This window comes from Pseudomonas sp. 58 R 12, from assembly GCF_900005865.1.
Classification (GTDB): Bacteria; Pseudomonadota; Gammaproteobacteria; order Pseudomonadales; family Pseudomonadaceae; genus Aquipseudomonas; species Aquipseudomonas tritici.
Map to the genome: position 1 here is coordinate 355,066 of NZ_CVTP01000024.1, position 24,273 is coordinate 379,338.

Genomic DNA, 24,273 nt, shown 5'->3' on the forward strand with positions numbered 1-24,273 from the left:
TATCAGATGTGCTGTCTGATACACCCCATTCGCGAGCAAGCCCGCTCCCACATTTAGATTGCCTGTGTCAGGGCCGACTGAGTAGATGACTCATCGCGGTCTTCAGCTTCATCGGCCGCACCGGCTTATGCATCAACGTATGCCCCAGTTCACGAATCTGCTGTTTCAACTCATTGCTGTAATTGGCAGTAATCATCATCGCCGGTATCGCTCGGCCCCGTCGCGCGTTGATGCGGGCCACCGCGTCAACGCCGTTCTGGTCGTTGTCGAGGTGGTAATCGGCAATCAGCAAGTCCGCCTCGGCATGGTAGTTGTCTACCTGTCGCGCCAGGTCCTGCTCCGACAGCGCGGTGACCACCCGGCAGCCCCAGCCTTCGAGCAACGTGCGCATGCCCGCGCAAATCGCCGCGTCGTTATCCAGCACCCACACGCGCGCGCCCTGCAAGCGTTCGAGCATCGGCTCGCTCATGCACGGCGCCGGCAAGGACTTGGGCGCGGTGGCGCTCAACGGCACCTCTACCGAAAACATCGAGCCTTTACCCGGCCAGGATTTGACGCTGATGCGATGGCCGAGAATCCCGGCGATCTTTTCCACGATGGCCAGGCCCAGGCCCAACCCGCGATCCTGGTCGGGGCGCTGCACGTCGCCGCGCTTGAACTCCTGGAAAATCTCCTCCAGACGCTCTTCGGCAATGCCCATGCCGCTGTCCCATACCTGAATCAACACGCGCTGATGCTGGCGTCGGCAACCCAGCACCACGCGGCCCTTGTAGGTGTAGCGGATCGCATTGCTCAGCAGGTTGCGCAGGATCCGCGCCAGCAGCTGGATATCGCTGCGCACCAGCGCCGAGCAGCCGATAAAGTGCAGCGCCAGCCCCTCGGCGCGGGCCAGTTCGGTGTATTCGACGGCGAGGTTGTCCAGCAACTCACGGAGGGCAAACGGCGCGATATCGGCCTTGATCACCCCGGCATCCAGCTTGGAAATATCCACCAGGGTGCCGAGCAGGTTTTCCACGTCTTCCAAGGAATTGCTGACGTTGCGCACCAGGGTTTCGCTGGGGCGTTCGAGCAATGCGCTGGTAAACAGGCGCGCGGCGTTCAGCGGTTGCAGCAGGTCATGGCTGACGGCGGCGAGGAATTTGGTTTTCGACAGGTTGGCTTGTTCGGCCTCCCGCTTGGCTTCGCGCAAGCGGGTTTCCATGCGCCGGCGCTCGTCGATTTCCTTGAGCAACTGGTCGTTGAGCGAGGTGAGTTCCGAGGTGCGCTGGGCCACGCGTTGCTCCAGGTGCTGGTAGGCCTGGTGCAAGGCCTCAGCGGTGCGACGACGTTCGGTGATGTCGCGGATCAATACGAAGATCCCCACCACTTCGCCACTGGCCAACAGGTTCGGCACATAGGAGCGCAGCATGTAGCGCTCCTGGTTGTTGATGTTGGTTTCGGCGAATTCGAACGTCACGCTTTCCCCCGCCAGGGCGCGGGCGACGTAGGCATCCAGGCGTTGGCAATGCTGCTCGCTGTGCACTTCGCGCAGGCTCTGGCCGAGCATCATGCCGCGCGGCCAGCAGTACCATTCTTCATAGACTTTATTGGTGAATTCATAGACCAGCTCAGCGTTCAGGTAGCCGATCAGCGCCGGCACGTTGTCGGTGATCAGGCGGATCCAGCGTTCGCTTTCCTGGGCCTTTTGCGCCGCTGCCTGTTCGCCGCGCAGGGCTTCGGCGCGCAGCCGGGCGTTGATCAGCAGGTGGTTGCTGGCCTTGAGTTCAGCCATCGCCTGGTTCAGCGCATCAGTGCGTTCGCGTACTTGCTCGGCCAATACCACCGAATGCTGGAAGGTGGTGTAGGGGTTGTTGCCCTGGGTCATGCCGGACTCGATGCGCTCGATCAGAGCCGCATTGATCCGCGCCAGCTTGTGGTTGTCCTGTTGCAGTCGCGCCACCTGGGCGAGCAGGTCAGCGTCGGCCTCGGGCAATGGCGACCCCGGTGAAGGTCTGGTTGATGTGCATGCCATTGAACTGTTCTCCGTAGGTGTTGAAGCCCATCACCCGCTGGTCGCTCAGATAGCTGCCGATCTGCTCGAGGGTGCCGTTGTCTTCCAGTTCCAGGCGCCGCAGGAAACAGTCGCAGCCAATGGTCAGCAGCAGGTCGCCAAGGCGCGACTGCAGGCCGTCGAACAGGGTTTGCAGGTTCGGCAGGATCGGGCCGGGCTTCATCGCGGTCAGGACGATGCCGTTTTCCACCGCGCAGTAGAAACTCAGGCTCAGGTCTTCGTGCACCTGCTGGATCGCGCGCACGTAGTATTGGTCGTGGATGCGCACCGCCAGCGGGTGCGCGGCGAAGGTGCGGTGGTCGAGGTTGGCCACGGCCACACCGATATGCCGCGCGTATTCTTCGGCGGCAGGCTCGGCGTTGAGTTCGAAGACCCGTCGCGACGGGCTGTCTGCGCCGGTGACCACCAGCTTTTCCGAGCGCGGCAGGATGTGGTGGGTGGTGAACACCTCGAAATCCAGCCAGGTATTGACCAGTACCACCACCGCTGCGCCGCTGTGGAACACGCCGTTGAAGTAGACATGGGTGTGCGTGAGGAAGTTGTCGTCACCCGCTGAACCGCCAAAGTGCGGGATATCACCCAACGCGGCGCTGAGGGCCGCGAGTACCATTTCTTCTCGGCTGGACAGGCCATCGAGCAGGGTCAGGGCGAAGGTGTTGCCCTTGATCGGCGCCAGCGTATTGCTGCGGCAACCGCCGACCAGGCGTTCGACCATGTCCTGGGCGTTGATCAGGCTGAAGTGTTCCACCTGGTCAATCAGCTCAGTGGCGATGGAAAAGTGCGCGTGGTTGAAGCCCACCGCCGTGATGCAGTTGCGGCCATAGCCTTGGGACGTGATCTCGCCGGCGCTAGTACAGCCGACCACGCGCACGCTGCCGAAGCACTGTTGCAGCGCGTGGCCCAGGGCCTGCAAATCATAGGAGGCAGAGCAGAAAAACAGCACGAAACCCAGGTACGGATGCAACAGTTGCCGCGCCAGCTCTTCGGCGGCCTGCCCGGCATCGGTGGCCTGGGACATGGCACTGACTACGCCTTCACTGTTGTGCATCGTTGGCTCCCCCTCTGAGACACAAGTGTACGAAGGGCCAGGGGGGAGACCTATGCTACTTGGGTACTGGGTGGGGGATGCGATGGGATGAGGTTTCAGGCACGCGCAAACACCACGGCTTTCTCGAATTGCTCTGGGGTCGGACGCACACCGGTATAGAGCACAAATTGCTCCAACGCCTGGATCGCGATCACTTCCAAGCCGGTAATTACCCGTTTGCCTTTGGCACGGCCGCGCACGATCAATGGGGTTTCAGAGGGGATCGCTACCACATCGAACACCGTTTCGGCAGCATCCACGGCTTCAGCATCAAACGCCAGGGCGTGCGCCTCAGGCCCACCGGTCATGCCGATAGGTGTCACGTTAATCAGCATCTGCGGGCGCAAGTCCCCTAGCTCGGGCAACCACTCATAGCCCAGGTTCTGCGCCAAGGCGCGGCCTGCGGCTTGGTTACGCGCCACTATTACGCCATTCGCGTAGCCGCCATCGCGCAAGGCACTGGCCACGGCCTTGGCCATGCCGCCGCTGCCACGCAGGGCGAATGTGGATGACTGCGGCACGGCGTGCTGTTTCAGCAGTTGCTCGATGGCGATGTAATCGGTGTTGTAGGCCTTGAGATGCCCATCGGTGTTGACGATGGTGTTCAGCGAGTCGATGGCTTGAACTGAATCGTCGAGTTCGTCCACTAAGGCAATGGCGGCCTCCTTGAACGGCATGGAAACCCCGCAACCACGGATGTTCAACGCGCGGATACCACCGATCGCACCGGGCAAATCCTGGCTGCTGAAGGCTTTATAGTAGAAGTTCAGACCCAACTGTTCGTACAGGTGGTTATGAAAACGCAGGCCAAAATTCCCGGGGCGCGCCGACAGTGACATGCACAGCCGAGTGTCCTTGTTGGGGTGCATCTGCATGGGTAACTCCTTGAGTAAGCGATTCGATACAGACCTTACACAACCTTTACCTAGCGGCTGTGCTGTTTTTCAGAAATACGTTGTCTTAAAAGTATCCCCGCGACATTACTTGAGTCTATTGATTGCAGACCACAAGCGCAGGGGCTAACCGAGGAATGACCATGATTCGTACAATCCCCAAGATCGCCTTGCTTGTTGGCGCACTCGCGATGGCAGGCCAAGCCTCCGCCCACGGTGGTGGTTGGGGTGGCCCGGCCGTATTGGGTGCCCTGGTCGGCGCAGCAGTCGTGGGCTCCGTGGTTGCCAGCCAGCCACGTGAGGTCTATGTGCAGCAGCCGGTGTATGTGCAACCGCAGCCGGTGTATGCCGCGCCGCCGCCGGTCTACTACGCACCGCCGCCACCGGTGTATGTGCAACAACAGGTCTACTACCGCCCGGCGCCGGTGTATTACGGTCCACCGCGTGGCTATTACGGCCCACCGCGCGGCGGCTACGGCCCTCCCCACGGCTACTACGGCCGCGGCTGGTAGTTGATCCCGCTGAAACGGGCCTCGCAGGTTGCGGGGCCTTTTTTTTGCCTGAAAAGTCTGGATTCATCCTGCAAAGGTCGCTCCGAGGACAATGCCCGCCGCGTAATCGCACATCATCAACACCAATGTCTACTTGCTCGACCGGGCCTCACGCTGTCATGTTTGTGTCACGACACACTCCCACTATCGAGCCTGTCCACCCAATAACAACAAGGACGACTGACCATGCCTACGCAAAACCCACACCGCACCGCTGGCCTCTGCACGTCCAGCAAGGTGTACAGCGCCCTCACCGAGCTCAAGCACCTGGAAGGCCACCGCAGCGCCAAATTCCTCGCACTGCTGGCAGAAAACCTGGTGCGCAAGGGTCTGCTCAGTGAGCAGGAAGTGGTGAACATGCTTGATCAGGTGGTGGACTGACGCTCGCGTTGATGTCGACTATCGAGACAGTTGATTTTTCCTACGCCGCCCAGCCCCGTAAGGTGACCTCCATAGCGATTGGAGGTCCTTATGCCCACTGTTCAGATCATGTCCGTCATCGGCAGCGCCGTCCCCGCCCCTCTTCGAGAGCTGGGCTTGCTCGCCTGCTGGTACGTAGTACGCGATGGCGAAGCCATCAGCGGCCCGCTCACGTCCTTGTCCGCCGCCGAAAAACAGCTGCAACACGCCTCGACCTTCAGGTTGCACGCCTGAGGCTCAGGGTAATGGCAACTTGACCCGCGGCTTGCTTTCCACAAACAACGCCCAGCTGGACATGAACAGCGCCGCCACCAGCGGCCCGATCACAAAGCCGTTCAAGCCAAACACCGACAGCCCGCCCAGGGTCGAGATCAGGATCAGGTAGTCCGGCATTTTGGTGTCCTTGCCCACCAGGATCGGGCGCAGCACGTTGTCCACCAAACCAATCACAAACACGCCAAACAGCGCCAGCACCACGCCCTGCCAGATCGAGCCGCTCAACAGGAAGTAAGCGGCCACCGGCCCCCACACAATCCCCGCGCCCACCGCCGGCAACAATGACAGAAACGCCATCAATACCGCCCAGAGCAACGCACTCGGGATATCGAGGAACCAGAAGATCAACCCGCCCAGCGCACCCTGGGTCACGGCCACCAGCACATTGCCCTTGACCGTGGCACGCACCACCCGATTGAACTTAAGCTGCAACCGGCGCTTCTGCGGCTCGGCCAACGGCACCGCCGTGCGCACCTTGCGCACCAGCTCCGGGCCGTCGCGCAGCAGGAAATACAGCAAATACAGCATGATGAAAAAACTCACCAGGAAATCGAACGTGCCCTGGCCGAAGCTGAACGCCTGGGTCGCAAAGAACTGGCTGCCCTGCATCGCGCTCTTGACGATATTTTCGCGCAAGCCTTCCAGGTTGCCCATGCCGAAGCGGTCGAGCAGGTGCTGGAAATACGGCGGCAGCACGTTTTTGAACTGCTCGATATACCCCGCCACGTCCAACTTACCGCTTTCGACGTTTTTATAGAGCGTCGCGCCCTCTTGCACCAGCAAGGCGCTGGTGAAGATCACCGGCAGGATCGCAATGATCAAGCAGGCACTCAAGGTGGCCAGGGACGTGAGGTTGCGGTTCCAGCCAAAGCGTTGCTGCAGGCGGCGCTGCATCGGGGCAAAGATAATGCCAAGGATCACCGCCCAGAACACCGCGCCGTAAAACGGCAGCAATATCCAGATAAAGGCAATGGTCACCAGGACCAGCAGCAACAGCAGGGTTTTGAATTGCAGGTTGGTTTGATTCATGTCCGGTCCATGTCAAAAAAGCAGTGGCCTCGTGTAGGCCCTGTTGCTTAGTCCGCAGCGAAACCTGGGAGTGCCCTCGGTTATCGAACAAGCATAGACCGCCTCACTGAAGGGCTTTGGCCTCCTTCAACAGCGCCTGGATCATCTGCTCCTGGGCCTCATAGCGGCCTTCGCCAAAATGCGTGTAACGCACCTGCCCCTTGGCGTCGATCAAGTAATGGGCGGGCCAGTATTGGTTCTCAAAGTTGCGCCAGATCGCGTAGTTGTTGTCGATGGCCACAGGGTAAGTGATGCCCAGCTTGCGCACCTGGTCCTTGACGTTGCCGATGATGCGTTCATAGCCGTATTCCGGGGTATGTACGCCGATCACCACCAAACCGTCCTTCTCGTACTTTTTTGCCCACGCTTTCACGTAGGGCAGGGTGTGCTGGCAGTTGATGCAGTCGTAGGTCCAGAAATCCACCAGCACCACCTTGCCTTCTAGAGCCTGCGAAGTCAGTTCCGGCGAGTTGAGCCATTCGACCGCACCGGCCAGCGATGGCATGGCGCCCTGTTCTTCACTCGGCGCCGGCTCGGCCTTGATCTTGCTCACCACGTAATCGACCGCCTTGGGGACGCTTTCCAGCACGCCTTTTTCCAGCCTGCTGACACCTTCGGATGAGGTACCGGCCAGCAAGGTTTTGTCGGTACCGGTTGAGATCACCACCGCCGCCGCCAGTACCGCCACCCCAGCCCCACGGCGCAGCCAGCCGGTGACGGGAATCGAGCGCTTGAGCCGATTGACCAGGCCGCGTCCGGCAAACATCAAGGTGCCCAGGGACAACGCGCTGCCCAGGCCGTACGCCACCAGCAGCAAGCTGGTTTGCGCGCTGGCGCCTTGCAGCATCGCACCGGTCAGGATCACCCCCAGGATAGGCCCGGCGCACGGCGCCCACAGCAGGCCGGTGGCGACGCCGATCAACAGCGATTTAAGTGGCCCGGACAGTGTGCGGCTGTCGGGATCGATGTGGTTGCCCAACCGTAAAAACGGGCGTGCCAGCCAGCTGCCGACCCGCGCCGAGATCAACGACAGCGCAAACAGCACCATCACGACCAGTGCCACATGGCGACCGGTGTCATTGGCCTGCACCACCCACTCACTGCTGACCACGGCCAGGCTGGATATCAACGCGAAGGTTAGGACCATGCCACCAAGGGTCAGCAGGACCGAACGGCGAGTGCGGTCAACGCCGGCGAAAAGGAACGGCACCACTGGCAGGATGCAAGGGCTGAGGACGGTCAGGATGCCGCCCAGGAACGCGATAATCAGCATGATGTTCACCTTATGGATTGACGCCAGGTTTCAGGAGTGGAGGCGGTGTGTGCCTCGTTGGAGTCAATTAAATGCCCCTGAGGTATCGCGCCTGTGTCGAGAACCCGCGCGGGCAAATCGATACGTATCAACAGCGCCTGTCGATACACAGCGATACAAAAAGCCCAAACGACGACCTGGATCAATAAACCGTCGTGACCGCTCGGCTACCTTCGCGACCTTTTGCGACCCGTGCCCATGCCTCCCATCCTCGCCCCCGAACTGCTCGCCCCTGCCGGCACCCTGAAAAACATGCGCTACGCCTTCGCCTACGGCGCCGATGCGGTCTACGCCGGCCAGCCGCGCTACAGCCTGCGCGTGCGCAACAACGAGTTCGACCACGCCAACCTGGCTCTCGGCATCAAGGAAGCCCACGCGCTGGGCAAACGTTTCTATGTGGTGGTGAACATCGCGCCGCACAACGCCAAGTTGAAGACCTTCCTCAAGGACCTGGCCCCGGTGATCGCGATGGGCCCGGATGCGCTGATCATGTCCGACCCCGGGTTGATCATGCTGGTGCGCCGACACTTCCCATCGATGCCGATCCATCTGTCTGTGCAGGCCAATACCGTGAACTGGGCCAGCGTAGAGTTCTGGCAGCAGCAAGGGATCTGCCGGGTGATCCTGTCGCGGGAACTGTCCCTGGAAGAGATCGGCGAGATCCGCCAGCAAGTACCGGCCATGGAACTGGAAGTGTTTGTGCACGGCGCTTTGTGCATGGCGTATTCAGGGCGCTGCCTGCTCTCGGGTTATATGAACAAGCGCGATGCCAACCAGGGCACCTGCACCAACGCGTGCCGCTGGAAATACCAGGCCACGCCGGCAGTGGAAAACGCCACGGGCGATATCGTCCAGGTGTTTCAACCGGAACCGACCCTGGGCATTGGCACACCAACCGACCAGGTGTTCCTGCTGCAAGAGGCCAACCGCCCCGATGAGCAGATGCCCGCCTTCGAAGACGAGCACGGCACCTACATCATGAACGCCAAGGACCTGCGCGCGGTGCAGCACGTGGAGCGCCTGGCCCACATGGGCGTGCATTCGCTGAAGATCGAGGGCCGCACCAAGTCCCACTTCTATTGCGCGCGCACCACCCAGGTGTATCGCCGGGCAATCGATGATGCGGTGGCCGGTCGCGCCTTCGACCGCAGCCTGATGAACGACCTCGAATCCCTGGCCCAACGCGGCTACACCGAGGGTTTCCTGCGCCGCCATGTGCACGATGAGTACCAGAACTACCAGAACGGCAGCTCGGTGTCGGAGCGCCAGCAATTCGTCGGAGAACTGACCGGCGAGCGTAGGGGCGAGTTGGCCGAGGTCAAGGTGAAGAACCGCTTTGCGGTGGGCGATCACCTGGAATTGATGACCCCGGCCGGCAATTTTCACTTTGATCTGGAGAGGATGCACAACAGCCAGGGCGAGGCTGTCGAGGTGGCGCCGGGAGATGGGCACACGGTGTATGTACCGGTCCCGGCGGAGATGGAGGTGCGCTTTGGCTTGCTGATGCGTGATGTCTCGTAGCCGCTGGATACCGGCTTAACACCACCGAGCATGGGTGGTGTCAGCTTGCGTAGCAGCTGTCGAGCTTAAGCGAGGCTGCGTTTGCGGAGTGTCAGGCGCGCCGCTGACGCAGCCTCGCTTAAGCTCGACAGCTGCTACGAAGGGGTCAGATTTTGAACTGGCCGACCAATTGCCCCAACCGTTGCCCCAAATCCGCCAGGCTACGTGAGGTCTGCGCACCCAGTTGGGTCTCGTCGGCCACGCTGTCCACCGCCACGGCAATCTGATGCACGCTGCGGTTGATCTCTTCGGCCACGGCGGTCTGCTCTTCGGCGGCGCTGGCGATCTGGGCGTTCATCGAATTGATGGTGCCAATCAACTGGGCCATGGTGTCCAGCGACGCGCCGGCTTGGTTGGCCTGGGCCGAGGTGCCGTCCCCGGCATCGCTGGAACGGCGCATGGCCTCCACGGCGGCTTCGGTGCCTTTTTGCAGGCGGTCGATCATGCCCTGGATTTCCTGGGTGCTGGTCTGGGTGCGGCTGGCCAGGGCACGCACTTCATCGGCGACCACGGCAAAACCACGCCCGGCCTCCCCTGCCCGCGCCGCTTCGATCGCCGCGTTGAGCGCCAGCAGGTTGGTCTGCTCGGCGATGGAGCGGATCACGCTGAGCACACTGACGATGGAGGACACGTCTTGCTGCAAGCTGTCGAGGGACACGCCGCTGCTACGGATGTCGTTCACCAGCGCATGGATCTGCGCGATGCTGCCGTCCACCACGCGCTTGGCGGCCTGGCCTTCGGCATCGGTTTGCTGGGCAGCCACCGAGGCGCCCTGGGCACTGCGCGCCACTTCTTGCGCAGCGGACGACATCTGGTTGATCGCAGTCGCCACCTGGTCGGTCTCGTGGCGCTGGCGTTCCATGGCCTGTTCGGAGCGCTGGGCCTGGTCGGAGACCTGGCTGACCAGGCCGGTGAGTTGGGTGGTCATCTCGGTGATCTGGCGCACCAGCCCATGGATCTTGTCGACAAAGCGGTTGAACGCGCCGGCAAGATCGCCCAGCTCGTCCTGGCTGGTGATGGCCAGCCGGCGGGTCAAGTCGCCTTCGCCGGCAGCGATGTCGTCGAGGTTGGCTTTCATCAAGTTCAGCGGACGCAGGATGGTATTGGCCAGCACCAAGCCGACGGCAGCGATCACCAGCAGCACCACCACGGCCACGCCGAGGATGCTCAGCAACACGCCTTCCATGCGTTTCTGCACCTTGGCCTCGACCACCGCGACCTGGGCTTCGATGCCGTCCAGGTTGACGGAGGTACCGATGACCATGTCCCATTTAGGCAGGTATTCGGTGTAGCCCATTTTGGGCACGAGTTCGGTCTGCCCCGGTTGGGTCGAGCTGTATTGCAGGTAGTGGGTGCCGTCCTTGCCGACCTTGACCAGGTCGCGGTTGACGTAGACGCCGTTGGGGTCGCGGTTGTCCTTGAAGCTCTTGCCCACGCCGTCTGGGCTGTTGCCCTTGAACAGGCGGATGGTCTCGGAGTCGTAGCCGAAGAAGTAGCCGTCCTTGCCGTAGCTGGTGTTGGAGAGCAACTTGACCACCTCTGCGCGCGCGGCGGTATCACCGGGCGCAGCCGCGTCGTAGAGCGGCTTGACGGTGCTCATGGCCACTTCTACATAACTTTGCAGGGTAACCTTGGCGTCGTTGAGCAGGCGCTGGCGGGTTTCATCCACCTCGTTGCGCGCCTGTCCTTGCAAGATCCACACGGTGGTCAGGCTGATGACCACCGCAAACAGCAACACCGGCACTACGGCGAGGGACAGGACTTTGGCCTTGAGGCTCAGACGCATGGCTTTTCTCTCTTATTAGTGGCGACTTGAGAGGTTAACGGCCAATGGTCGAGTTTCTGTAGGACGATCCGGTCAGAGCGTCATCGCCGCCAGCCAGCCAAACGCCAGCAATGGCAGGTTGTAGTGCAGGAACGTCGGCACCACGGTGTCCCAGATATGGTGGTGCTGGCCGTCGATATTCAGGCCGGAGGTTGGGCCGAGGGTGGAGTCCGAGGCCGGTGAGCCGGCGTCACCCAAGGCACCCGCCGTGCCGACGATGCACACGATGGCGACCGGGCTGAAGCCCAGTTGCACACACAGCGGCACAAAGATCGCGGCCAGGATCGGCACGGTGGAGAACGACGAACCGATGCCCATGGTCACCAGCAGCCCCACCAGCAACATCAGCAATGCCCCCACGCCACGGCTGTGGCCGATGAACGCCGCCGACGTTTCCACCAGCGAGCGCACATCGCCCGTGGCCTTGAGCACTTCGGCAAACCCCGACGCGGCAATCATGATGAAGCCGATCATCGCCATCATCTTCATGCCTTCGGTGAACAGGTCATCGGTATCGCGCCAGCGCACGATGCCCGACACCGAGAAAATCAGGAAGCCGGCCAGCGCGCCGATGATCATCGAGTCCAGCCACAGCTGGATGATGAACGCCGAGGCAATCGCCACGCCGGCCACCAGCAGGGTCAACGGGTTGTACTGCACCGCTACCTGCTCGACGCGCTCGATTTTTTCCAGGTCGTACACACGCTTTTTGCGGTAGCTGATAAACACCGCCACCAGCAGGCCAACCACCATGCCCAGGGCCGGCAGGCTCATGGCGTGAGTGACGTTGACCTGGCTGATGTCCACGCCGCTCTTGGCCACGTTGGCCAGCAGGATCTGGTTGAGGAAGATATTGCCAAAGCCCACCGGCAGGAACATGTAGGGCGTGATCAGGCCGAAGGTCATCACGCAGGCGATCAGGCGGCGGTCCAGTTGCAGCTTGGTCAGCACATACAACAGCGGCGGCACCAGCAACGGGATAAACGCAATGTGGATCGGCAGGATGTTCTGCGAGGCAATCGCCACCACCCACAGCAGGCCGATCAATAGCCATTTGACGTGACTGCCACCGCTGGCTTCCTGGCGGTCCACCAGCAGCAGCGCCTTGTCGGCCAGGGCGTGGGCCAGGCCAGACTTGGCAATCGCCACCGCGAAAGCGCCGAGCAAGGCGTAGGACAAGGCCACGGTGGCACCACCGCCCAAACCGCCGTTGAAGGCCGTGAGCGTGGCCTCGATGCCCAGCCCACCGCTAAGGCCGCCCACCAGCGCGCCCACAATGATGGCGATGACCACATGCACGCGGGACAGGCTGAGCACCAGCATGGTGCCGACCGCGGCAATAACTGCGTTAATCATGGTTACCTCAAGCAAAAAACGTAAACAACAGGCATGCCTGCGCCCTGGCGGCCATCGGGCGGCAGACGGCGTACAGGCTTGAAGGAGGTCTTATTAGAGGGCGCGCACTTTGCAGCAGGTGGGCGCGCATGTCAAAAAGCGGCGCCGCTTTCAGGGTTAAATTGATCGTTTGAATTAAGAAAATGTGAAATCAGCCGATAACCGGGCTCTATGTGTTTTCAGGTAAGGATGTACCGATGTCGCTTAGGCAGCTCTCCATTCAATGGAAAATCACCCTGCTCGCCGGCCTGTGCCTGCTGGGAATCGTGACCCTGCTGGTGGGTCTGTCGCTGTATCGCATGGAGCAGAGTTCGCAGCAGGTCAAGGCGTCCAGCATGCAGATGCTGGATGAAGCCGCCCAAGCGCGCATCGAAGCCCAAGGCGAAGTGCAAGCGCTGGGTATTCGGCAGCAGTTCATGGACGCCTATCAGTACGGCCATGGTTTTTCCCGTCAGGTGCTGTTCTTGCGCGAACAGGCGGAAAAACGCTTTCTCGACGCCTTCGACACCCGCGAAGACCTGACCCGCCAGGTCAGGGCCGCGTTGCAGGCCAACCCGGACTTGCTCGGTTTGTCCCTGGTGTTCGAAGCCAATGCCCTGGATGGCAAGGATGAGTTGTTCGCCGGCCAAGCCGAGTTGGGCAGTAACGACAAAGGCCGCTTCGCCCTGTACTGGTCGCAGCCGACACCCGGCAAGCTGACCTCAATGGCCTTGCCGGAAAGCGACATGACCGACGCCAGCGTCGGCCCCAGCGGTGAAAAGGCCAACGCCTGGTTCACCTGCCCGCGCACCACCCTCAAGCCGTGCGTGATCGAACCCTACTTTTATGTGATCAACGGGCAAAACGTGCTGATGACCAGCATCGTTTTCCCATTGATGGTCGATGGCAAAGTCATCGCCTCGTTATCGGTCGACATCAACCTCAACAGCCTGCAGGCCGTGAGCCAACAGGCCAGCCACAAGCTGTATGACGGCCAGACCCAGGTCAGCATCCTCAGCCCTACAGGTTTGCTCGCCGGCCACAGCCCGGACGCCAGCAAGCTCAGTCAGCGCCTGGACCAGGTCGACAGCGCCAACGGCGCGCAATTGATCAGCGCCCTGGCTGGCAGCACCCACATCCGCAGCCTGCGTAGCGACCACCAACTCAAGGTGCTGGCGCCGTTCGCGCCGATCCCGGATGGCAAGCCGTGGGGCGTGTTGCTGGATGTGCCGGAAAAAGTCCTGGTAGGCCCGGCCGAAGCGCTCAAGGCGCAACTGGACGCCGATAACACGCGCGGCACCCTGCTGGAACTGGGCCTGGGCCTGCTGGCGGCGGTGGTCGGCCTGATCCTGGTGTGGCTGATGGCACGCAGCGTGACCCGGCCGATCCTCGGCGTGGCGCAGATGCTCGAAGACATTGCCAGCGGCGAAGGCGACCTGACCCGCCGCCTGGCCTACGACAAGCAGGACGAGCTGGGCCAACTGGCCGGCTGGTTCAACCGCTTCCTGGACAAGCTGCAACCGATTATCGCCGAGGTGAAGCGCTCGGTGCAGGACGCCCGTGGCACCGCCGACCAGTCCGCCGCGATTGCTACGCAAACCAGTGCCGGCATGGAACAGCAATATCGTCAGGTCGACCAGGTGGCCACCGCTTCCCACGAAATGAGTGCCACCGCCCAGGATGTGGCGCGCAGCGCTGCGCAGGCGGCCCAAGCTGCACGTGATGCCGACCAGGCGACCCGCGACGGCCTCACAGTAATCGACCGCACCACCCGCAATATCGGGGAGTTGGCGGCGGATATGAGCACGGCCATGAACCAGGTCGAAGGCCTGGCTGCCAATAGTGAAAAAATCGGTTCGGTGCTGGAAGTGATTCGCGGTATTGCCGAACAGACCAACCTGTTGGCGCTCAACGCCGCCATCGAAGCGGCCCGCGCCGGCGAGGCTGGACGTGGCTTTGCGGTGGTGGCTGATGAAGTGCGCAACCTGGCGCGACGCACCCAGGAGTCGGTCGAAGAAACCCGCCAGGTCATCGAGCAATTGCAAGGCGGCACCGAAGAGGTCGTCAGCGCCATGGGCAACAGCTATCGCCAGGCCCAGGGCAGCGTCGAACAAGTTGGCGAGGCGGTGACCGCCCTGCGCCAGATCGGCGAGGCCGTCACGGTGATCAGCGACATGAACCTGCAAATCGCCAGCGCTGCCGAAGAGCAAAGCGCGGTGGCTGAGGAAATCAACAGCAATGTGGCGACGATTCGCGATGTAACCGAGTCGCTGTCGGAACAGGCGAATGAATCGGCGCGGGTGAGCCAGGCGTTGAATAGCCTGGCGAATCAGCAGCAGGGGTTGATGGATCAGTTCCGGGTCTGAAGGTTTAATAGATCCAATGTGGGAGCGGGCTTGCTCGCGAATGCTGTACATCAGTCGACATATTCAGTGACTGACACACTGCATTCGCGAGCAAGCCCGCTCCCACATTTTGATTGTGGTGTGTCAGCACTAACGCTTGGGCAACTCAATCGTTACTTTCAAACCGCCCAACGCACTTTCCTGCAACTGCAACACCCCGCCCCACACCTCGACGATATCCCGCACGATGCCCAATCCCAGGCCATGCCCATCAATCTGTTCATCCAGTCGTGCACCGCGGCTGAAGACTTGATCGCGCTGGGTTTCGGGGATACCGGGACCGTCGTCTTCCACCGCCAGCACGTAGCTGTGCGCAGTCTCTGTGACGGTCAGGCGCACCTCGGCATCCGCCCATTTGCAGGCGTTATCCAACAGATTGCCCAGCAGCTCCAGCAGGTCTTCACGGTCCCAGGGCAGTTGCAGCCCGGGCGCGGCGTGATAGCTCAGGTCCAGGTGCTCCCCGTGGATCATGTTCAAGGTAGCGAGCAGGCCCGGCAATTCCTTGTCACAGTCGAACAACGCACCCGGCAAGGTTTCACCGGCCAGGCGCGCGCGGTTGAGTTCACGGTTGAGACGTTGCTGCACGTGTTCCAACTGATCACGCAGCAGCTTGCTCAGTTCAGGGTGATCCTTCAGCGCTTCGCTTGACGCCGCGCTCAACAGTACCGCCAGCGGGGTCTTGAGGGCGTGTCCGAGGTTGCCCAAGGCATTGCGCGAACGCTTGAGGCTGTCTTCGGTGTGGGCCAGCAAGTGGTTGATCTGCGCCACCAGCGGCTCCAGCTCCAGTGGCACCTGGGTGTCGAGTTGCGAACGCTGGCCCTGTTGCAGTTGAGCAATCTGGTTACGCGCGGTTTCCAAGGGTCGCAAGGCGCGGCGCACGGTGAGCCGTTGCAGGATCAACACCAGCAGCAGCGCCGCCAGCCCCAGCACCAGCCCGATCTGACGCATCAGGCGAAAGCTTTCCCGCACCGGCGTGTAGTCCTGGGCCACGCTGATGGAAATCGACTGCCCGAAGCGCTTGTAGTCCTCGCGCAACACCAACAGTTGCTGACCTTCCGGCCCCAGTTGCAGGTTGCCCTTGAGGCCGGCCTCGGGCAGTTGCGGCAGGTCCTGGTCCCACAGCGAGCGGGAGCGCCAGTGCGTATCGGCGAAATCAATCCGGAAATAGTGCCCGGAAAACGGCCGTTGATACGCTGGCGATAGGCGCTTTTCATGCAGTTGCAAGCCATCCGGGCCGCGTACCAGCGCCACCAGCAGGCTCTCACTGTCGTTGCGCAGCCCCGCTTCCAGGTAGCGCTGCAAACCCGTTTCGAACAACCACAGACTGGTTTGCGCCAACGCAACGCCGACAATCACCATCACGCTGACCAGGCCCAGGCTCAGGCGCCGCTGGATCGACCTCATTCGGCGCTGGCGCCAAACCGGTAACCCTGGCCGCGCCGGGTTTCGATCACGCTGCGCCCCAACTTGCGGCGTAGGTGGTTGACGTGGACTTCCAGCACATTGGAGTCGCGCTCGGTTTCGCCATCATACAAATGCTCGGCCAGGTGGCTTTTCGACAGGATTTGCTCGGGATGCAGCATGAAGTAGCGCAACAGGCGGAATTCGGCGGCGGTCAGCTGGATCTCTGCGCCATCACGCAACACGCACTGACGCCCTTCATCCAAGTGCAGGCCGGCCGCCTGCAGGGTGGGCTGGTTGGTCTGCCCATGGGAGCGGCGCAGCAGTGCCTGGATGCGCAGGTGCAGTTCCTCGGGATGGAACGGTTTACTCAGGTAATCGTCGGCGCCAGCCTTGAGCCCTTCGATGCGCTCGGCCCAGGAGTCGCGCGCGGTGAGAATCAGTACCGGGATGGCCAGCGCGGCGGCGCGCCATTGCGCGAGTACTTCAAGCCCAGGCAAACCGGGCAGGCCAAGGTCGAGGATGATCAGGTCATAGGGTTCGCTGCGTCCCTGGTACACAGCATCGCGGCCATCAGCCAGCCAATCGACGGCATAGCCCTGGCGCTGCAAGCCGGCCAACAGTTCATCGGCCAGAGGAACGTTGTCTTCCACCAAAAGCAGGCGCATCAGTCTTCCTCGTCTTTGATCAGCGCACCCGTGGATGCATCCAACTTGATCTCACGCACCACGCCTTCGGCGGTGACCAGTTCCACTTCATAGGCATATTTACCGTGCTTTTTCTCAAGCTCGGCCTCCAGCAGGCGCGAACCCGGATGACGCGCCATGGCCTGTTCCAGCAACTGCTCCAGCGGCAGGATCACGCCGTTCTGGCGCAGGACCAAGGCCTCGTCCTGATCAAGATCGCGGGCTGCCAGGCTTGAGCAAAAAACCAGGAGCAGCAACGCCATTCGACTGCCGGCGTATAAATTTACCTTCATTACGTTTCCTGATGATTCTTGAGAACCTGCCCGGTGAGCGCGTCCAATTCAACCTCCCACTCGATGCCGTCGGTATCCTCCAGTTCAACTTGGTAAAGATACTTGCCGTATTCCTCGTCCAGGTCGGTATCCAGCAGTGTTGAACCCGGGTGCAAGGCCAGGGCCGTAGCTTCCAGCTGATCAAAGGCGATAATTGTAACAGTGGCAGGCACTTTCAGTGGTTTGTCGGGGTCCACGGCTTGGGCCTGGATCGCCGTGAAGGCGATGATACCGGCGGCGACCAGCCCTGTAAGGCGCTTCATGGGGAGTCTCCGTTTCAAGATTTTTCCTACGTCGGCCACCGTACCTGTAGCAACTTAATTGAAACTGAATTGCCACCATGGCAATTTCCGACATCCTCCTTCCCCAGTTATTGTGCGAGATTTCCTATACAACCCTGCTCGCTTCCACAGAGACCGGTATGACAGCGATTCACATCAAGTTTTCCGCCCTGACCTTAAAGGCCGGTAAACGCGCCTTTGCGCGCATTCGCGAACAGGGCCTGGCGCCTGCCGACGTTGGCATCCTGCCTGGCGCGGCCGGCGGCCCCAAGGCGCTGGGTATCCAAGGCCTGGACCTGGCGCTGTTTGGCGATTGGTTGCCGCGTGCACCACGGGAACGCGCGCTGATCGGCGCGTCCATCGGCTCCTGGCGGTTTGCCAGTGCGTGCCTGCCGGACCCGGTGCAAGGTCTGCTGGACCTCGGGCGCCTGTATAACGAACAAAGCTTTGCCAAAGGCGTGACCATGGCTGCGGTCAGCCAGAGCTGCCAGCGCATGCTCGACGACCTGCTGGCCGGCCGCGATGCGCAGGTGTTGGAAAACCCCAACTATCGCCTCAACATCATGGTGGTCAAGAGCCACGGACTGCTTGCCGATGATCACCGTGGGCGCCTCGGGCTGGGCCTGTCGTCGGTGATTGCCGATAATTTGCGTGGCCGCGCACGGCTGTCGCGGCACTTCGAACGGCTGATCATCCACGACCCGCGCCAGGCGCCGCCAGTGCATCCGTTGAAGGATTTCCCGTCACGCTTCCTCGCCCTGGAATTGGGCAACCTGCGCCAGGCGCTGCTGGCGTCGGGCTCGATTCCCATGGTGATGCAAGGCGTACGCGACCTGCCCGGCGCGGGCGCCGGCACCTACCGCGACGGCGGCCTGCTCGACTACCACCTCGACCTGCCTTATCAAGGCGATGACATTGTGCTGTACCCGCACTTTACTGACCGGGTCATTCCCGGCTGGTTCGACAAAGGCCTGCCGTGGCGGCGCAGCAATCCACAGGGTTTGCAGGACGTGTTGCTGCTGGCGCCGTCCAAGGACTACCTCGCCCGCCTGCCCCACGGCAAACTGCCGGACCGCAGCGACTTCAAGCGCTTTATGGGCGACGACCCGAGCCGCAACAGATATTGGCAGACCGCGATGAGCGAAAGCCGGCGGTTGGGGGATGAGTTTCTTGAGCTGGCGGATAACGGCAAATTGGGCGAGCACTTACTGGCGCTATGACCAAGCGGTATGCGCGGCAAGGGATCAAGCTGTTAAACTCGCCGCCTGCCAGACACCGACCGAGCTGAAAACACTGTGGAAATCTTCAAGGAATTTACATTCGAATCCGCCCACCGCCTGCCCCACGTACCGGAAGGCCACAAATGCGGGCGCCTGCATGGGCATTCGTTCAAGGTGGCGATCCACCTGAGCGGCGACCTGGATCCCCATACCGGCTGGATTCGCGACTTCTCGGAGATCAAGGCGATTTTCAAGCCGCTCTATGAACGCCTCGACCACAACTACTTGAATGACATCCCTGGCCTGGAAAACCCGACCAGCGAAGTGCTCGCCAAGTGGATCTGGAATGAGCTGAAACCCTTGCTGCCTGAGCTCAGTGCGATTCGCATCCACGAGACCTGCACCAGCGGCTGCATTTATCACGGCGAGTAAGCCTGCGATATGAAAAAACCACCCACGCGGTGGTTTTTTTGTGCCTGCCTCCCTTACAGTCGTGGCTTCCCTGCCACAAGGAGCACGCGGCAATGATGCGCCCCGCCACTGTCCATGATGTTGCAGCCATCGAGGCCATCGTCCAGGCAGCTTACTCGCCGTATATCGCACGGATCGGCCGTAAGCCCGGGCCGATGCTCGAGGATTATCGCCAACGGGTGGAAGCCGGCGACGTGCACGTGCTGGAAAACGCCCGGCAAGTCCAGGGCTTTATTGTCCTGCTGGAGGCCGACGGCGCGCTGTTGCTGGATAACCTGGCCGTCGCCCTTGAGGCTCAGGGCCTGGGTTTCGGGCGGTTGCTGTTGGATTTTGCCGAACAGCAGGCGATCGACGCAGGTTTCGCTGTGATCCGCCTGTACACCAATGAAGCCATGACCGAGAACATCGCGCTCTACCATCGCCGCGGCTATGTTGAAACCCATCGCGCCGAGGAACACGGCCTGCGGCGCGTGTACATGACCAAGCCTCTCCAGGAGTAACCCATGGAAAACATCTGGCTGGCCCAAGCCAAACGCTTGCAGGCGCTGGCGTCCACGGGGCTGCACTTTTGCACTGATGATTTCGAGCGCGAGCGCCTGGAAGAAATTGCCGAGATTGCCCACAGCATGCTGGCGCAATTGGGCAATGTCCCGTTGGAACGTATCTGCGGGCTGGTCACAGATTTTGCCCAGCGTTATTCGACGCCAATGATTGACGTGCGCGGTGCGGTTATCGAAGGCGACCGGATTTTGTTGGTGCGGGAGTTGACCGATGGCTGCTGGGCGTTGCCGGGTGGGTATGCGGATATCGGCTTGTCGGCAGCCGAAAACATCGTCAAAGAGATTCGCGAGGAAGCCGGGCTGACGGTAACCGCCAGGGCACTGTACAGCGTGACGCACAAGGCCAAAGGCTTGTATCGACCGGATGTGCGGGATTTCTACAAGCTGTACTTCCTGTGTGAATCGGTGGATCAGTCGGCACCGATGGCCGGGTTCGAAACCACTGACGTGGGCTTTTTCCGCCTCGGTGCACTGCCGCCGCTGTCCCGTGGGCGCACCATCGAAAGTGATCTGGAGGCCGCCTTTGCCTTCCATCGCGGCGAGACGACTCAGACGCTGTTTGACTGATCCACTTTGTATCACTGCTGCACTGCTTTCGTGCCCGACTGGGCACTGCGACCATTCCTTGCTGTGCTTCCCCCCTCTTTCGCTATAAAAATTGTGCACGGTGCACAGCGCCCACCGTGCGTTTGTCACTGCTGCCGGTTTGGCACGCACGGTGCAACAGGGCTGCGTCACTCACTCAGGGAGCAAGGCACATGACGCAGCAAGAACCGGGCAACGACTACCCCCTCAGCGAAGTCCCCATGCATGCGCGCAAGGGTCTGGCATCGACCGCCATGGTGCTGCTGGGCTTTACCTTTTTTACCGCGACCATGTTTGCCGGCGGCAAGCTGGGGGTGGCGTTCAGTTTCGTCGACATGCTCGGCGTGGTGGCCCTGGGTAACCTTTTGTTGGGTATGTACGCCGCAGGCCTGGGTTACATCGCCTTCAAGAGCGGGCTGAATTCAGTGTTGATGGGGCGCTTCTGCTTTGGCGAAGTGGGCAGCAAACTCAGCGACTTGATCCTCGGCTTCACTCAAATCGGCTGGTATGCCTGGGGTACTGCCACTGCTGCCGTAGTGCTTGGCAAGTATTTCGAACTGAGCCAGGGCAGTGTGCTTGCGTTGATGGTGTTGTTTGGTCTGGTGTTCTGCGCCACGGCCTACATTGGTTATCGTGGGCTGGAAATTCTGTCCTATATCGCGGTGCCGGCCATGGGCATTCTGCTGTTTCTGTCGATGTGGGTAGCCACAGTGAAAGTCGGTGGACTGGACGGACTGCTGGCAGTGGTACCGACCGCTGAGCTGGACTTGTCCACGGCGATTACCCTGGTGTTCGGCACCTTTGTCAGCGGTGCGACCCAGGCCACCAATTGGACGCGGTTTTCGCGTTCGGCCAAGGTGGCGGTGCTGGCGAGCCTGATCGGTTTCTTTATCGGCAACGGCTTGATGGTGCTGATCGGCGCCTACGGTGCCATCGTCTACCAGCAACCGGACGTAGTCGAAGTGTTGTTGCTGCAAGGCTTTGCCATGGCGGCGATGGCCATGTTGCTACTCAATATCTGGAGTACCCAGGACAACACCATCTACAACTTCGCCGTGGCCGGCTGCAACTTGCTGCGCACCAAACGGCGCAAGACCGTGACCCTGGCCGGTGCGGTGATCGGCACCCTGCTGGCGTTACTCGGCATGTACGACTTGCTGGTGCCCTATTTGATTGTGCTGGGTACGGTGATCCCGCCGATTGGTGGGGTAATCATGGCGGACTTCTTCTATCGCTATCGCGGCCACTATCCACGCCTGGCCGACGCCCGCCTGCCGGCGTTCAACTGGCCGGGACTGGTGGCCTATGCCGTGGGCACGGTGCTGGCGTTCAACTCGCCCTGGGTCGCGCCATTGGTGGGCATCGTCGCCGCGTCGTTGACCTACATCGCGCTCACCGCCGTACTACGGGTGCGAGCGCCGCTGGCTGACGCTCAAGCATGAGCCTGACCCTTGCCGATGTGCTCGCACTGCCAGGCTTGGAGTCCATGCGCCTGCGCGCGGGCGAGGCGGGCCTGGATAACGGCGTGCGCTGGCCTTATGTGGCGGAAAACAGCGGGATCGCCGAATGGGTGCTGGGCGGCGAACTGGTATTCGTCACCGGGATCAATCACCCGCGCGACGAAGCCAACCTGCTGCAATTGCTGGAGGAAGCCTGCGAGCGTCAAGTGGCTGGGTTGGTGGTTCTGACCGGGCCGTCCTATATCCAGGCGATCCCCCAGCGCTTACTCGACGCTGCCGAAGCCGCCGGCATGCCGCTGGTCGAACAGCCCTACTCGCTGAAAATGGTATTGGTGACCCAAGCTATCGGTTCGGCGCTGATCCAGTCCGAGCAGTTGGGGCGCTCGCGGCATGACGTACTGGAACGCTTGCTGACCGGCGACTACCAATCCCTGGATCTCTTGTTGCACCGGGCCACGCAGTTGGGCATGCCGCTGGCCGGGCATTGGCAGGTGGTGCAACTGCAACTGGAAGGCAGTGAATCGCTGTTTGCCCAGGGTGATGCGGCTTCTGTGGAGGCGCAACTGGCCCGACAACACGACGCCATCAGCCGCCGTTTACGTCAGTTCTCGGCCGGGTTGCCGGTGCAGGGTCGAGCCGGGCAATGGACGTTGCTGCTGCCGGCACAGGACGCTGCCGCAGCATTGGCCAACCGTCAGCAATTGGCCAACTGGCTCAACCCACTGAATCTGCGCCTGTCGCCGCTTAAATTGTTTATTGGCCTCAGCGCCGCCGCTCACCCACCCGCACGCCTGGCCCAGGCGCAGGAGGAGGCCCGCCAGGCACTCGCGGCTGCGCGGCGTTTCAGCGAACGCGCCGGGCTGTGCGTGTACGACGAACTGGGCGTGCTCAAGCTGCTCAGCGGCGTGCGTGATCGCGCCCTGCTCGACCAATTCCTGAATGAACGCCTCGGCCCCTTGCTGCGCCACGACCGGCACCATGGCCCCAGCCTCATGCCCACGCTGGAAGCCTGGTTTCACGAGAATGGTAACCTTGTGGCCGCCGCCCAGCGCCTGGCCGTGCACCGCAACACCCTGACGCACCGCGTCCAGCGCATCGAAGTCCTGTGCGGGCTGACGCTGGATAATGCTTATGATCGCCTGGACATCGGCATTGCGCTGATGATCTGGCGGCTGTCTGCCTGACTGTTTTTAGCCAAGAGGAACTTGCCCATGCACATCATCAACGCCCGCCTGCGCAACCGTGAAGGCCTGCATGATCTGCACCTGGAACATGGCCGGATCGCCAGCATCACCCCACAATCGGGCGCACCGAGTGCGGCGGCCGACGCCCTGGACGCCGCCGGCAACCTGGTGATTCCACCCTTTGTCGAACCGCATATCCATCTCGACGCCACCCTGACCGCCGGCGAGCCGCGCTGGAACATGAGCGGCACCCTGTTCGAAGGCATCGAATGCTGGGGCGAACGCAAAGCCACCATCACCCAGGAAGACACCAAGGCCCGCGCCAAAAAGACTATCCAGACCCTCGCCGCCCACGGTATCCAGCATGTGCGTACCCACGTCGACGTCACCGACCCGGACCTCACAGCACTCAAGGCCATGCTGCAAGTGCGTGAAGAAAGCACGCACCTGATCGACCTGCAGATCGTCGCGTTCCCCCAGGAAGGCATCGAGTCGTACCGCAACGGCCGCGAGCTGATGGAAGAAGCCATTCGCCTGGGCGCCGACGTGATCGGTGGTATCCCGCACTTTGAATACACCCGCGACCAAGGCGTGAGTTCGGTGAAGTTCCTGATGGACCTGGCTGAACGTACCGGCTGCCTGGTGGACGTGCACTGCGACGAAACCGATGACCCGCACTCGCGCTTTCTCGAAGTGCTGGCCGAAGAAGCCCGCAGCCGCGACATGGGCGCCCGCGTCACCGCCAGTCACACCACGGCCATGGGCTCCTACGACAATGCCTATTGCGCCAAACTCTTTCGCTTGCTCGGGCACTCAGGTATCAGTTTCGTCTCCTGCCCCACCGAGAGCATTCACCTGCAAGGCCGCTTCGACACCTTCCCGAAACGCCGCGGCGTCACCCGGGTCAACGAACTGCTGGAAGCCGGCATGAACGTGTGCTTCGGCCAGGACTCCATCGTCGACCCCTGGTACCCCCTGGGCAACGGCAACATCCTGCGGGTGCTCGAAGCCGGTTTGCACATCTGCCACATGCTCGGCTACCGCAACCTGCAAAGCGCCCTCGACCTGGTCACCGACAACAGCGCCAAGGCCATGGCCCTGGGTGACCGCTACGGCCTGGAGCCTGGACGGCCAGCCAACCTGTTGATCCTGTCGGCGGACAGCGACTACGAGTTCATCCGCAGCCAGGGCTTGCCGCTGTACTCGATCCGCAATGGCAACGTGTTGATGAAGCGTCAGCCAGCGCAGGTGGAGTTTATGTAAACGTCTCGG

General features: G+C 61.6%; 22 protein-coding genes and 3 pseudogenes. 13 read left to right on the forward strand and 12 right to left on the reverse strand.

What is annotated here, in order from left to right; translation table 11 throughout:
- Positions 1-67 precede the first annotated feature (67 nt).
- The 3 genes from BFP95_RS22420 to BFP95_RS22430 all read right to left on the reverse strand — a co-directional run bounded on the left by BFP95_RS22420 (position 68) and on the right by BFP95_RS22430 (position 4,012).
- Positions 68-2,011 (reverse strand): PAS domain-containing hybrid sensor histidine kinase/response regulator, encoded by a 1,944-nt coding sequence (locus tag BFP95_RS22420; RefSeq protein WP_065910712.1) that lies wholly within the window; start codon positions 2,009-2,011, stop codon positions 68-70.
- Positions 1,953-3,098, reverse strand: a complete 1,146-nt coding sequence (nosP, locus tag BFP95_RS22425) for a nitric oxide-sensing protein NosP (protein ID WP_065872379.1) — start codon at positions 3,096-3,098, stop codon at positions 1,953-1,955. The genes BFP95_RS22420 and nosP overlap by 59 nt, the downstream gene beginning before the upstream one ends.
- A gap of 95 nt (positions 3,099-3,193) precedes the next feature.
- Positions 3,194-4,012 carry a shikimate 5-dehydrogenase gene (locus BFP95_RS22430; protein WP_065910713.1) on the reverse strand — a complete coding sequence of 273 codons (819 nt, stop codon included), beginning with the start codon at positions 4,010-4,012 and terminating at the stop codon, positions 3,194-3,196.
- A 155-nt stretch (positions 4,013-4,167) separates the two neighbouring features.
- On the opposite strand from BFP95_RS22430, the gene BFP95_RS22435 reads away from it, so the two are divergent.
- From BFP95_RS22435 to BFP95_RS22445, 3 genes are all read left to right on the forward strand, one after another.
- Positions 4,168-4,542: a hypothetical protein gene (locus BFP95_RS22435; RefSeq protein ID WP_065872381.1), complete on the forward strand. Its 375-nt coding sequence runs from the start codon at positions 4,168-4,170 to the stop codon at positions 4,540-4,542.
- Positions 4,543-4,767: 225 nt separating this feature from the next.
- On the forward strand, positions 4,768-4,962 hold the full coding sequence (locus tag BFP95_RS22440; protein ID WP_010211349.1) for a hypothetical protein: 195 nt from the start codon (positions 4,768-4,770) through the stop codon (positions 4,960-4,962).
- 90 nt (positions 4,963-5,052) lie between these two features.
- Complete coding sequence (locus tag BFP95_RS22445; RefSeq protein ID WP_065872382.1) at positions 5,053-5,235, forward strand: hypothetical protein; 183 nt, start codon at positions 5,053-5,055, stop codon at positions 5,233-5,235.
- 3 nt (positions 5,236-5,238) lie between these two features.
- On the opposite strand, the gene BFP95_RS22450 is transcribed toward BFP95_RS22445, so the two are convergent.
- Together BFP95_RS22450 and BFP95_RS22455 are read right to left on the reverse strand one after the other, a co-directional pair.
- The gene (locus BFP95_RS22450; protein ID WP_065872383.1) at positions 5,239-6,306 is read right to left on the reverse strand and encodes an AI-2E family transporter; all 1,068 of its coding nucleotides are present in this window, start codon (positions 6,304-6,306) and stop codon (positions 5,239-5,241) included.
- Between the two features lie 103 nt (positions 6,307-6,409).
- Positions 6,410-7,618, reverse strand: coding sequence for a cytochrome c biogenesis protein DipZ (locus BFP95_RS22455; RefSeq protein ID WP_065910714.1), 1,209 nt, complete (start codon positions 7,616-7,618; stop codon positions 6,410-6,412).
- Positions 7,619-7,855: 237 nt separating this feature from the next.
- Here BFP95_RS22455 and yegQ point away from each other — a divergent pair, with 237 nt between their 5' ends.
- Complete coding sequence (yegQ, locus tag BFP95_RS22460) at positions 7,856-9,178, forward strand: prephenate-dependent tRNA uridine(34) hydroxylase TrhP (protein ID WP_065910715.1); 1,323 nt, start codon at positions 7,856-7,858, stop codon at positions 9,176-9,178.
- Between the two features lie 145 nt (positions 9,179-9,323).
- On the opposite strand, the gene BFP95_RS30435 is transcribed toward yegQ, so the two are convergent.
- From BFP95_RS30435 to BFP95_RS22470, 3 genes and pseudogenes are all read right to left on the reverse strand, one after another.
- Complete coding sequence (locus tag BFP95_RS30435; RefSeq protein WP_371905333.1) at positions 9,324-10,145, reverse strand: methyl-accepting chemotaxis protein; 822 nt, start codon at positions 10,143-10,145, stop codon at positions 9,324-9,326.
- 36 nt (positions 10,146-10,181) lie between these two features.
- A pseudogene (locus BFP95_RS30440) lies at positions 10,182-11,003 on the reverse strand (cache domain-containing protein); the annotation flags it as partial.
- A 72-nt stretch (positions 11,004-11,075) separates the two neighbouring features.
- Complete coding sequence (locus BFP95_RS22470; protein ID WP_175403022.1) at positions 11,076-12,395, reverse strand: Na+/H+ antiporter family protein; 1,320 nt, start codon at positions 12,393-12,395, stop codon at positions 11,076-11,078.
- 458 nt (positions 12,396-12,853) lie between these two features.
- Between BFP95_RS22470 and BFP95_RS30445 the strand changes: the two are divergent.
- Positions 12,854-13,924: pseudogene (locus tag BFP95_RS30445) on the forward strand (HAMP domain-containing protein); the annotation flags it as partial.
- A gap of 348 nt (positions 13,925-14,272) precedes the next feature.
- Positions 14,273-14,782, forward strand: a pseudogene (locus tag BFP95_RS30450) (methyl-accepting chemotaxis protein); the annotation flags it as partial.
- A 129-nt stretch (positions 14,783-14,911) separates the two neighbouring features.
- On the opposite strand, the gene BFP95_RS22480 reads toward BFP95_RS30450, so the two are convergent.
- The 4 genes from BFP95_RS22480 to BFP95_RS22495 are packed head-to-tail and all read right to left on the reverse strand — an operon-like array spanning position 14,912 to position 17,503.
- Positions 14,912-16,225, reverse strand: coding sequence for a sensor histidine kinase (locus BFP95_RS22480; RefSeq protein WP_065910717.1), 1,314 nt, complete (start codon positions 16,223-16,225; stop codon positions 14,912-14,914).
- On the reverse strand, positions 16,222-16,890 hold the full coding sequence (locus BFP95_RS22485; protein ID WP_065874642.1) for a response regulator transcription factor: 669 nt from the start codon (positions 16,888-16,890) through the stop codon (positions 16,222-16,224). The genes BFP95_RS22480 and BFP95_RS22485 overlap by 4 nt, the downstream gene beginning before the upstream one ends.
- Complete coding sequence (locus BFP95_RS22490; protein WP_065874641.1) at positions 16,890-17,201, reverse strand: PepSY domain-containing protein; 312 nt, start codon at positions 17,199-17,201, stop codon at positions 16,890-16,892. The genes BFP95_RS22485 and BFP95_RS22490 overlap by 1 nt, the downstream gene beginning before the upstream one ends.
- Positions 17,201-17,503, reverse strand: a complete 303-nt coding sequence (locus BFP95_RS22495) for a PepSY domain-containing protein (protein WP_065874640.1) — start codon at positions 17,501-17,503, stop codon at positions 17,201-17,203. Before BFP95_RS22495 ends, BFP95_RS22490 begins: the two co-directional genes overlap by 1 nt.
- 158 nt (positions 17,504-17,661) lie before the next feature.
- On the opposite strand from BFP95_RS22495, the gene BFP95_RS22500 reads away from it, so the two are divergent.
- From BFP95_RS22500 to codA, 7 genes are all read left to right on the forward strand, one after another.
- Positions 17,662-18,741, forward strand: coding sequence for a hypothetical protein (locus tag BFP95_RS22500; RefSeq protein ID WP_065880019.1), 1,080 nt, complete (start codon positions 17,662-17,664; stop codon positions 18,739-18,741).
- 75 nt (positions 18,742-18,816) lie between these two features.
- A complete protein-coding gene (gene queD / locus BFP95_RS22505; protein WP_019692825.1) occupies positions 18,817-19,173 on the forward strand; it encodes a 6-carboxytetrahydropterin synthase QueD in 357 nt (118 codons plus the stop codon).
- 92 nt (positions 19,174-19,265) lie between these two features.
- A complete protein-coding gene (locus tag BFP95_RS22510; protein ID WP_065910718.1) occupies positions 19,266-19,712 on the forward strand; it encodes a GNAT family N-acetyltransferase in 447 nt (148 codons plus the stop codon).
- A 3-nt stretch (positions 19,713-19,715) separates the two neighbouring features.
- A complete protein-coding gene (locus BFP95_RS22515) occupies positions 19,716-20,339 on the forward strand; it encodes an NUDIX hydrolase (RefSeq protein ID WP_065874637.1) in 624 nt (207 codons plus the stop codon).
- A gap of 191 nt (positions 20,340-20,530) precedes the next feature.
- Complete coding sequence (gene codB, locus BFP95_RS22520; RefSeq protein WP_065874636.1) at positions 20,531-21,799, forward strand: cytosine permease; 1,269 nt, start codon at positions 20,531-20,533, stop codon at positions 21,797-21,799.
- Positions 21,796-23,001 carry a PucR family transcriptional regulator gene (locus BFP95_RS22525; RefSeq protein ID WP_065910719.1) on the forward strand — a complete coding sequence of 402 codons (1,206 nt, stop codon included), beginning with the start codon at positions 21,796-21,798 and terminating at the stop codon, positions 22,999-23,001. The genes codB and BFP95_RS22525 overlap by 4 nt, the downstream gene beginning before the upstream one ends.
- 27 nt (positions 23,002-23,028) lie before the next feature.
- Entirely contained in the window at positions 23,029-24,264 is a 1,236-nt protein-coding gene (codA, locus tag BFP95_RS22530; protein WP_065910720.1) for a cytosine deaminase, read from the forward strand.
- The last annotated feature ends 9 nt before the right edge of the window (positions 24,265-24,273 follow it).

Bases quoted from the DNA above. Each gene is read 5' to 3' on its own strand.
- codB (WP_065874636.1), top strand. From the start codon at position 20,531: ATGACGCAGCAAGAACCGGGCAACGACTACCCCCTCAGCGAAGTCCCC.
- nosP (WP_065872379.1), bottom strand. From the start codon at position 3,098: ATGCACAACAGTGAAGGCGTAGTCAGTGCCATGTCCCAGGCCACCGAT.
- BFP95_RS22495 (WP_065874640.1), bottom strand. From the start codon at position 17,503: ATGAAGCGCCTTACAGGGCTGGTCGCCGCCGGTATCATCGCCTTCACG.
- BFP95_RS22450 (WP_065872383.1), bottom strand. From the start codon at position 6,306: ATGAATCAAACCAACCTGCAATTCAAAACCCTGCTGTTGCTGCTGGTC.
- BFP95_RS22480 (WP_065910717.1), bottom strand. From the start codon at position 16,225: ATGAGGTCGATCCAGCGGCGCCTGAGCCTGGGCCTGGTCAGCGTGATG.
- BFP95_RS22445 (WP_065872382.1), top strand. From the start codon at position 5,053: ATGCCCACTGTTCAGATCATGTCCGTCATCGGCAGCGCCGTCCCCGCC.
- BFP95_RS22515 (WP_065874637.1), top strand. From the start codon at position 19,716: ATGGAAAACATCTGGCTGGCCCAAGCCAAACGCTTGCAGGCGCTGGCG.
- yegQ (WP_065910715.1), top strand. From the start codon at position 7,856: ATGCCTCCCATCCTCGCCCCCGAACTGCTCGCCCCTGCCGGCACCCTG.
- BFP95_RS22485 (WP_065874642.1), bottom strand. From the start codon at position 16,890: ATGCGCCTGCTTTTGGTGGAAGACAACGTTCCTCTGGCCGATGAACTG.
- BFP95_RS22440 (WP_010211349.1), top strand. From the start codon at position 4,768: ATGCCTACGCAAAACCCACACCGCACCGCTGGCCTCTGCACGTCCAGC.
- BFP95_RS22525 (WP_065910719.1), top strand. From the start codon at position 21,796: ATGAGCCTGACCCTTGCCGATGTGCTCGCACTGCCAGGCTTGGAGTCC.
- BFP95_RS22435 (WP_065872381.1), top strand. From the start codon at position 4,168: ATGACCATGATTCGTACAATCCCCAAGATCGCCTTGCTTGTTGGCGCA.
- BFP95_RS22490 (WP_065874641.1), bottom strand. From the start codon at position 17,201: ATGAAGGTAAATTTATACGCCGGCAGTCGAATGGCGTTGCTGCTCCTG.
- BFP95_RS22430 (WP_065910713.1), bottom strand. From the start codon at position 4,012: ATGCAGATGCACCCCAACAAGGACACTCGGCTGTGCATGTCACTGTCG.
- BFP95_RS22455 (WP_065910714.1), bottom strand. From the start codon at position 7,618: ATGCTGATTATCGCGTTCCTGGGCGGCATCCTGACCGTCCTCAGCCCT.
- BFP95_RS22510 (WP_065910718.1), top strand. From the start codon at position 19,266: ATGATGCGCCCCGCCACTGTCCATGATGTTGCAGCCATCGAGGCCATC.
- BFP95_RS30435 (WP_371905333.1), bottom strand. From the start codon at position 10,145: ATGACCACCCAACTCACCGGCCTGGTCAGCCAGGTCTCCGACCAGGCC.
- BFP95_RS22420 (WP_065910712.1), bottom strand. From the start codon at position 2,011: ATGGCATGCACATCAACCAGACCTTCACCGGGGTCGCCATTGCCCGAG.
- codA (WP_065910720.1), top strand. From the start codon at position 23,029: ATGCACATCATCAACGCCCGCCTGCGCAACCGTGAAGGCCTGCATGAT.
- BFP95_RS22500 (WP_065880019.1), top strand. From the start codon at position 17,662: ATGACAGCGATTCACATCAAGTTTTCCGCCCTGACCTTAAAGGCCGGT.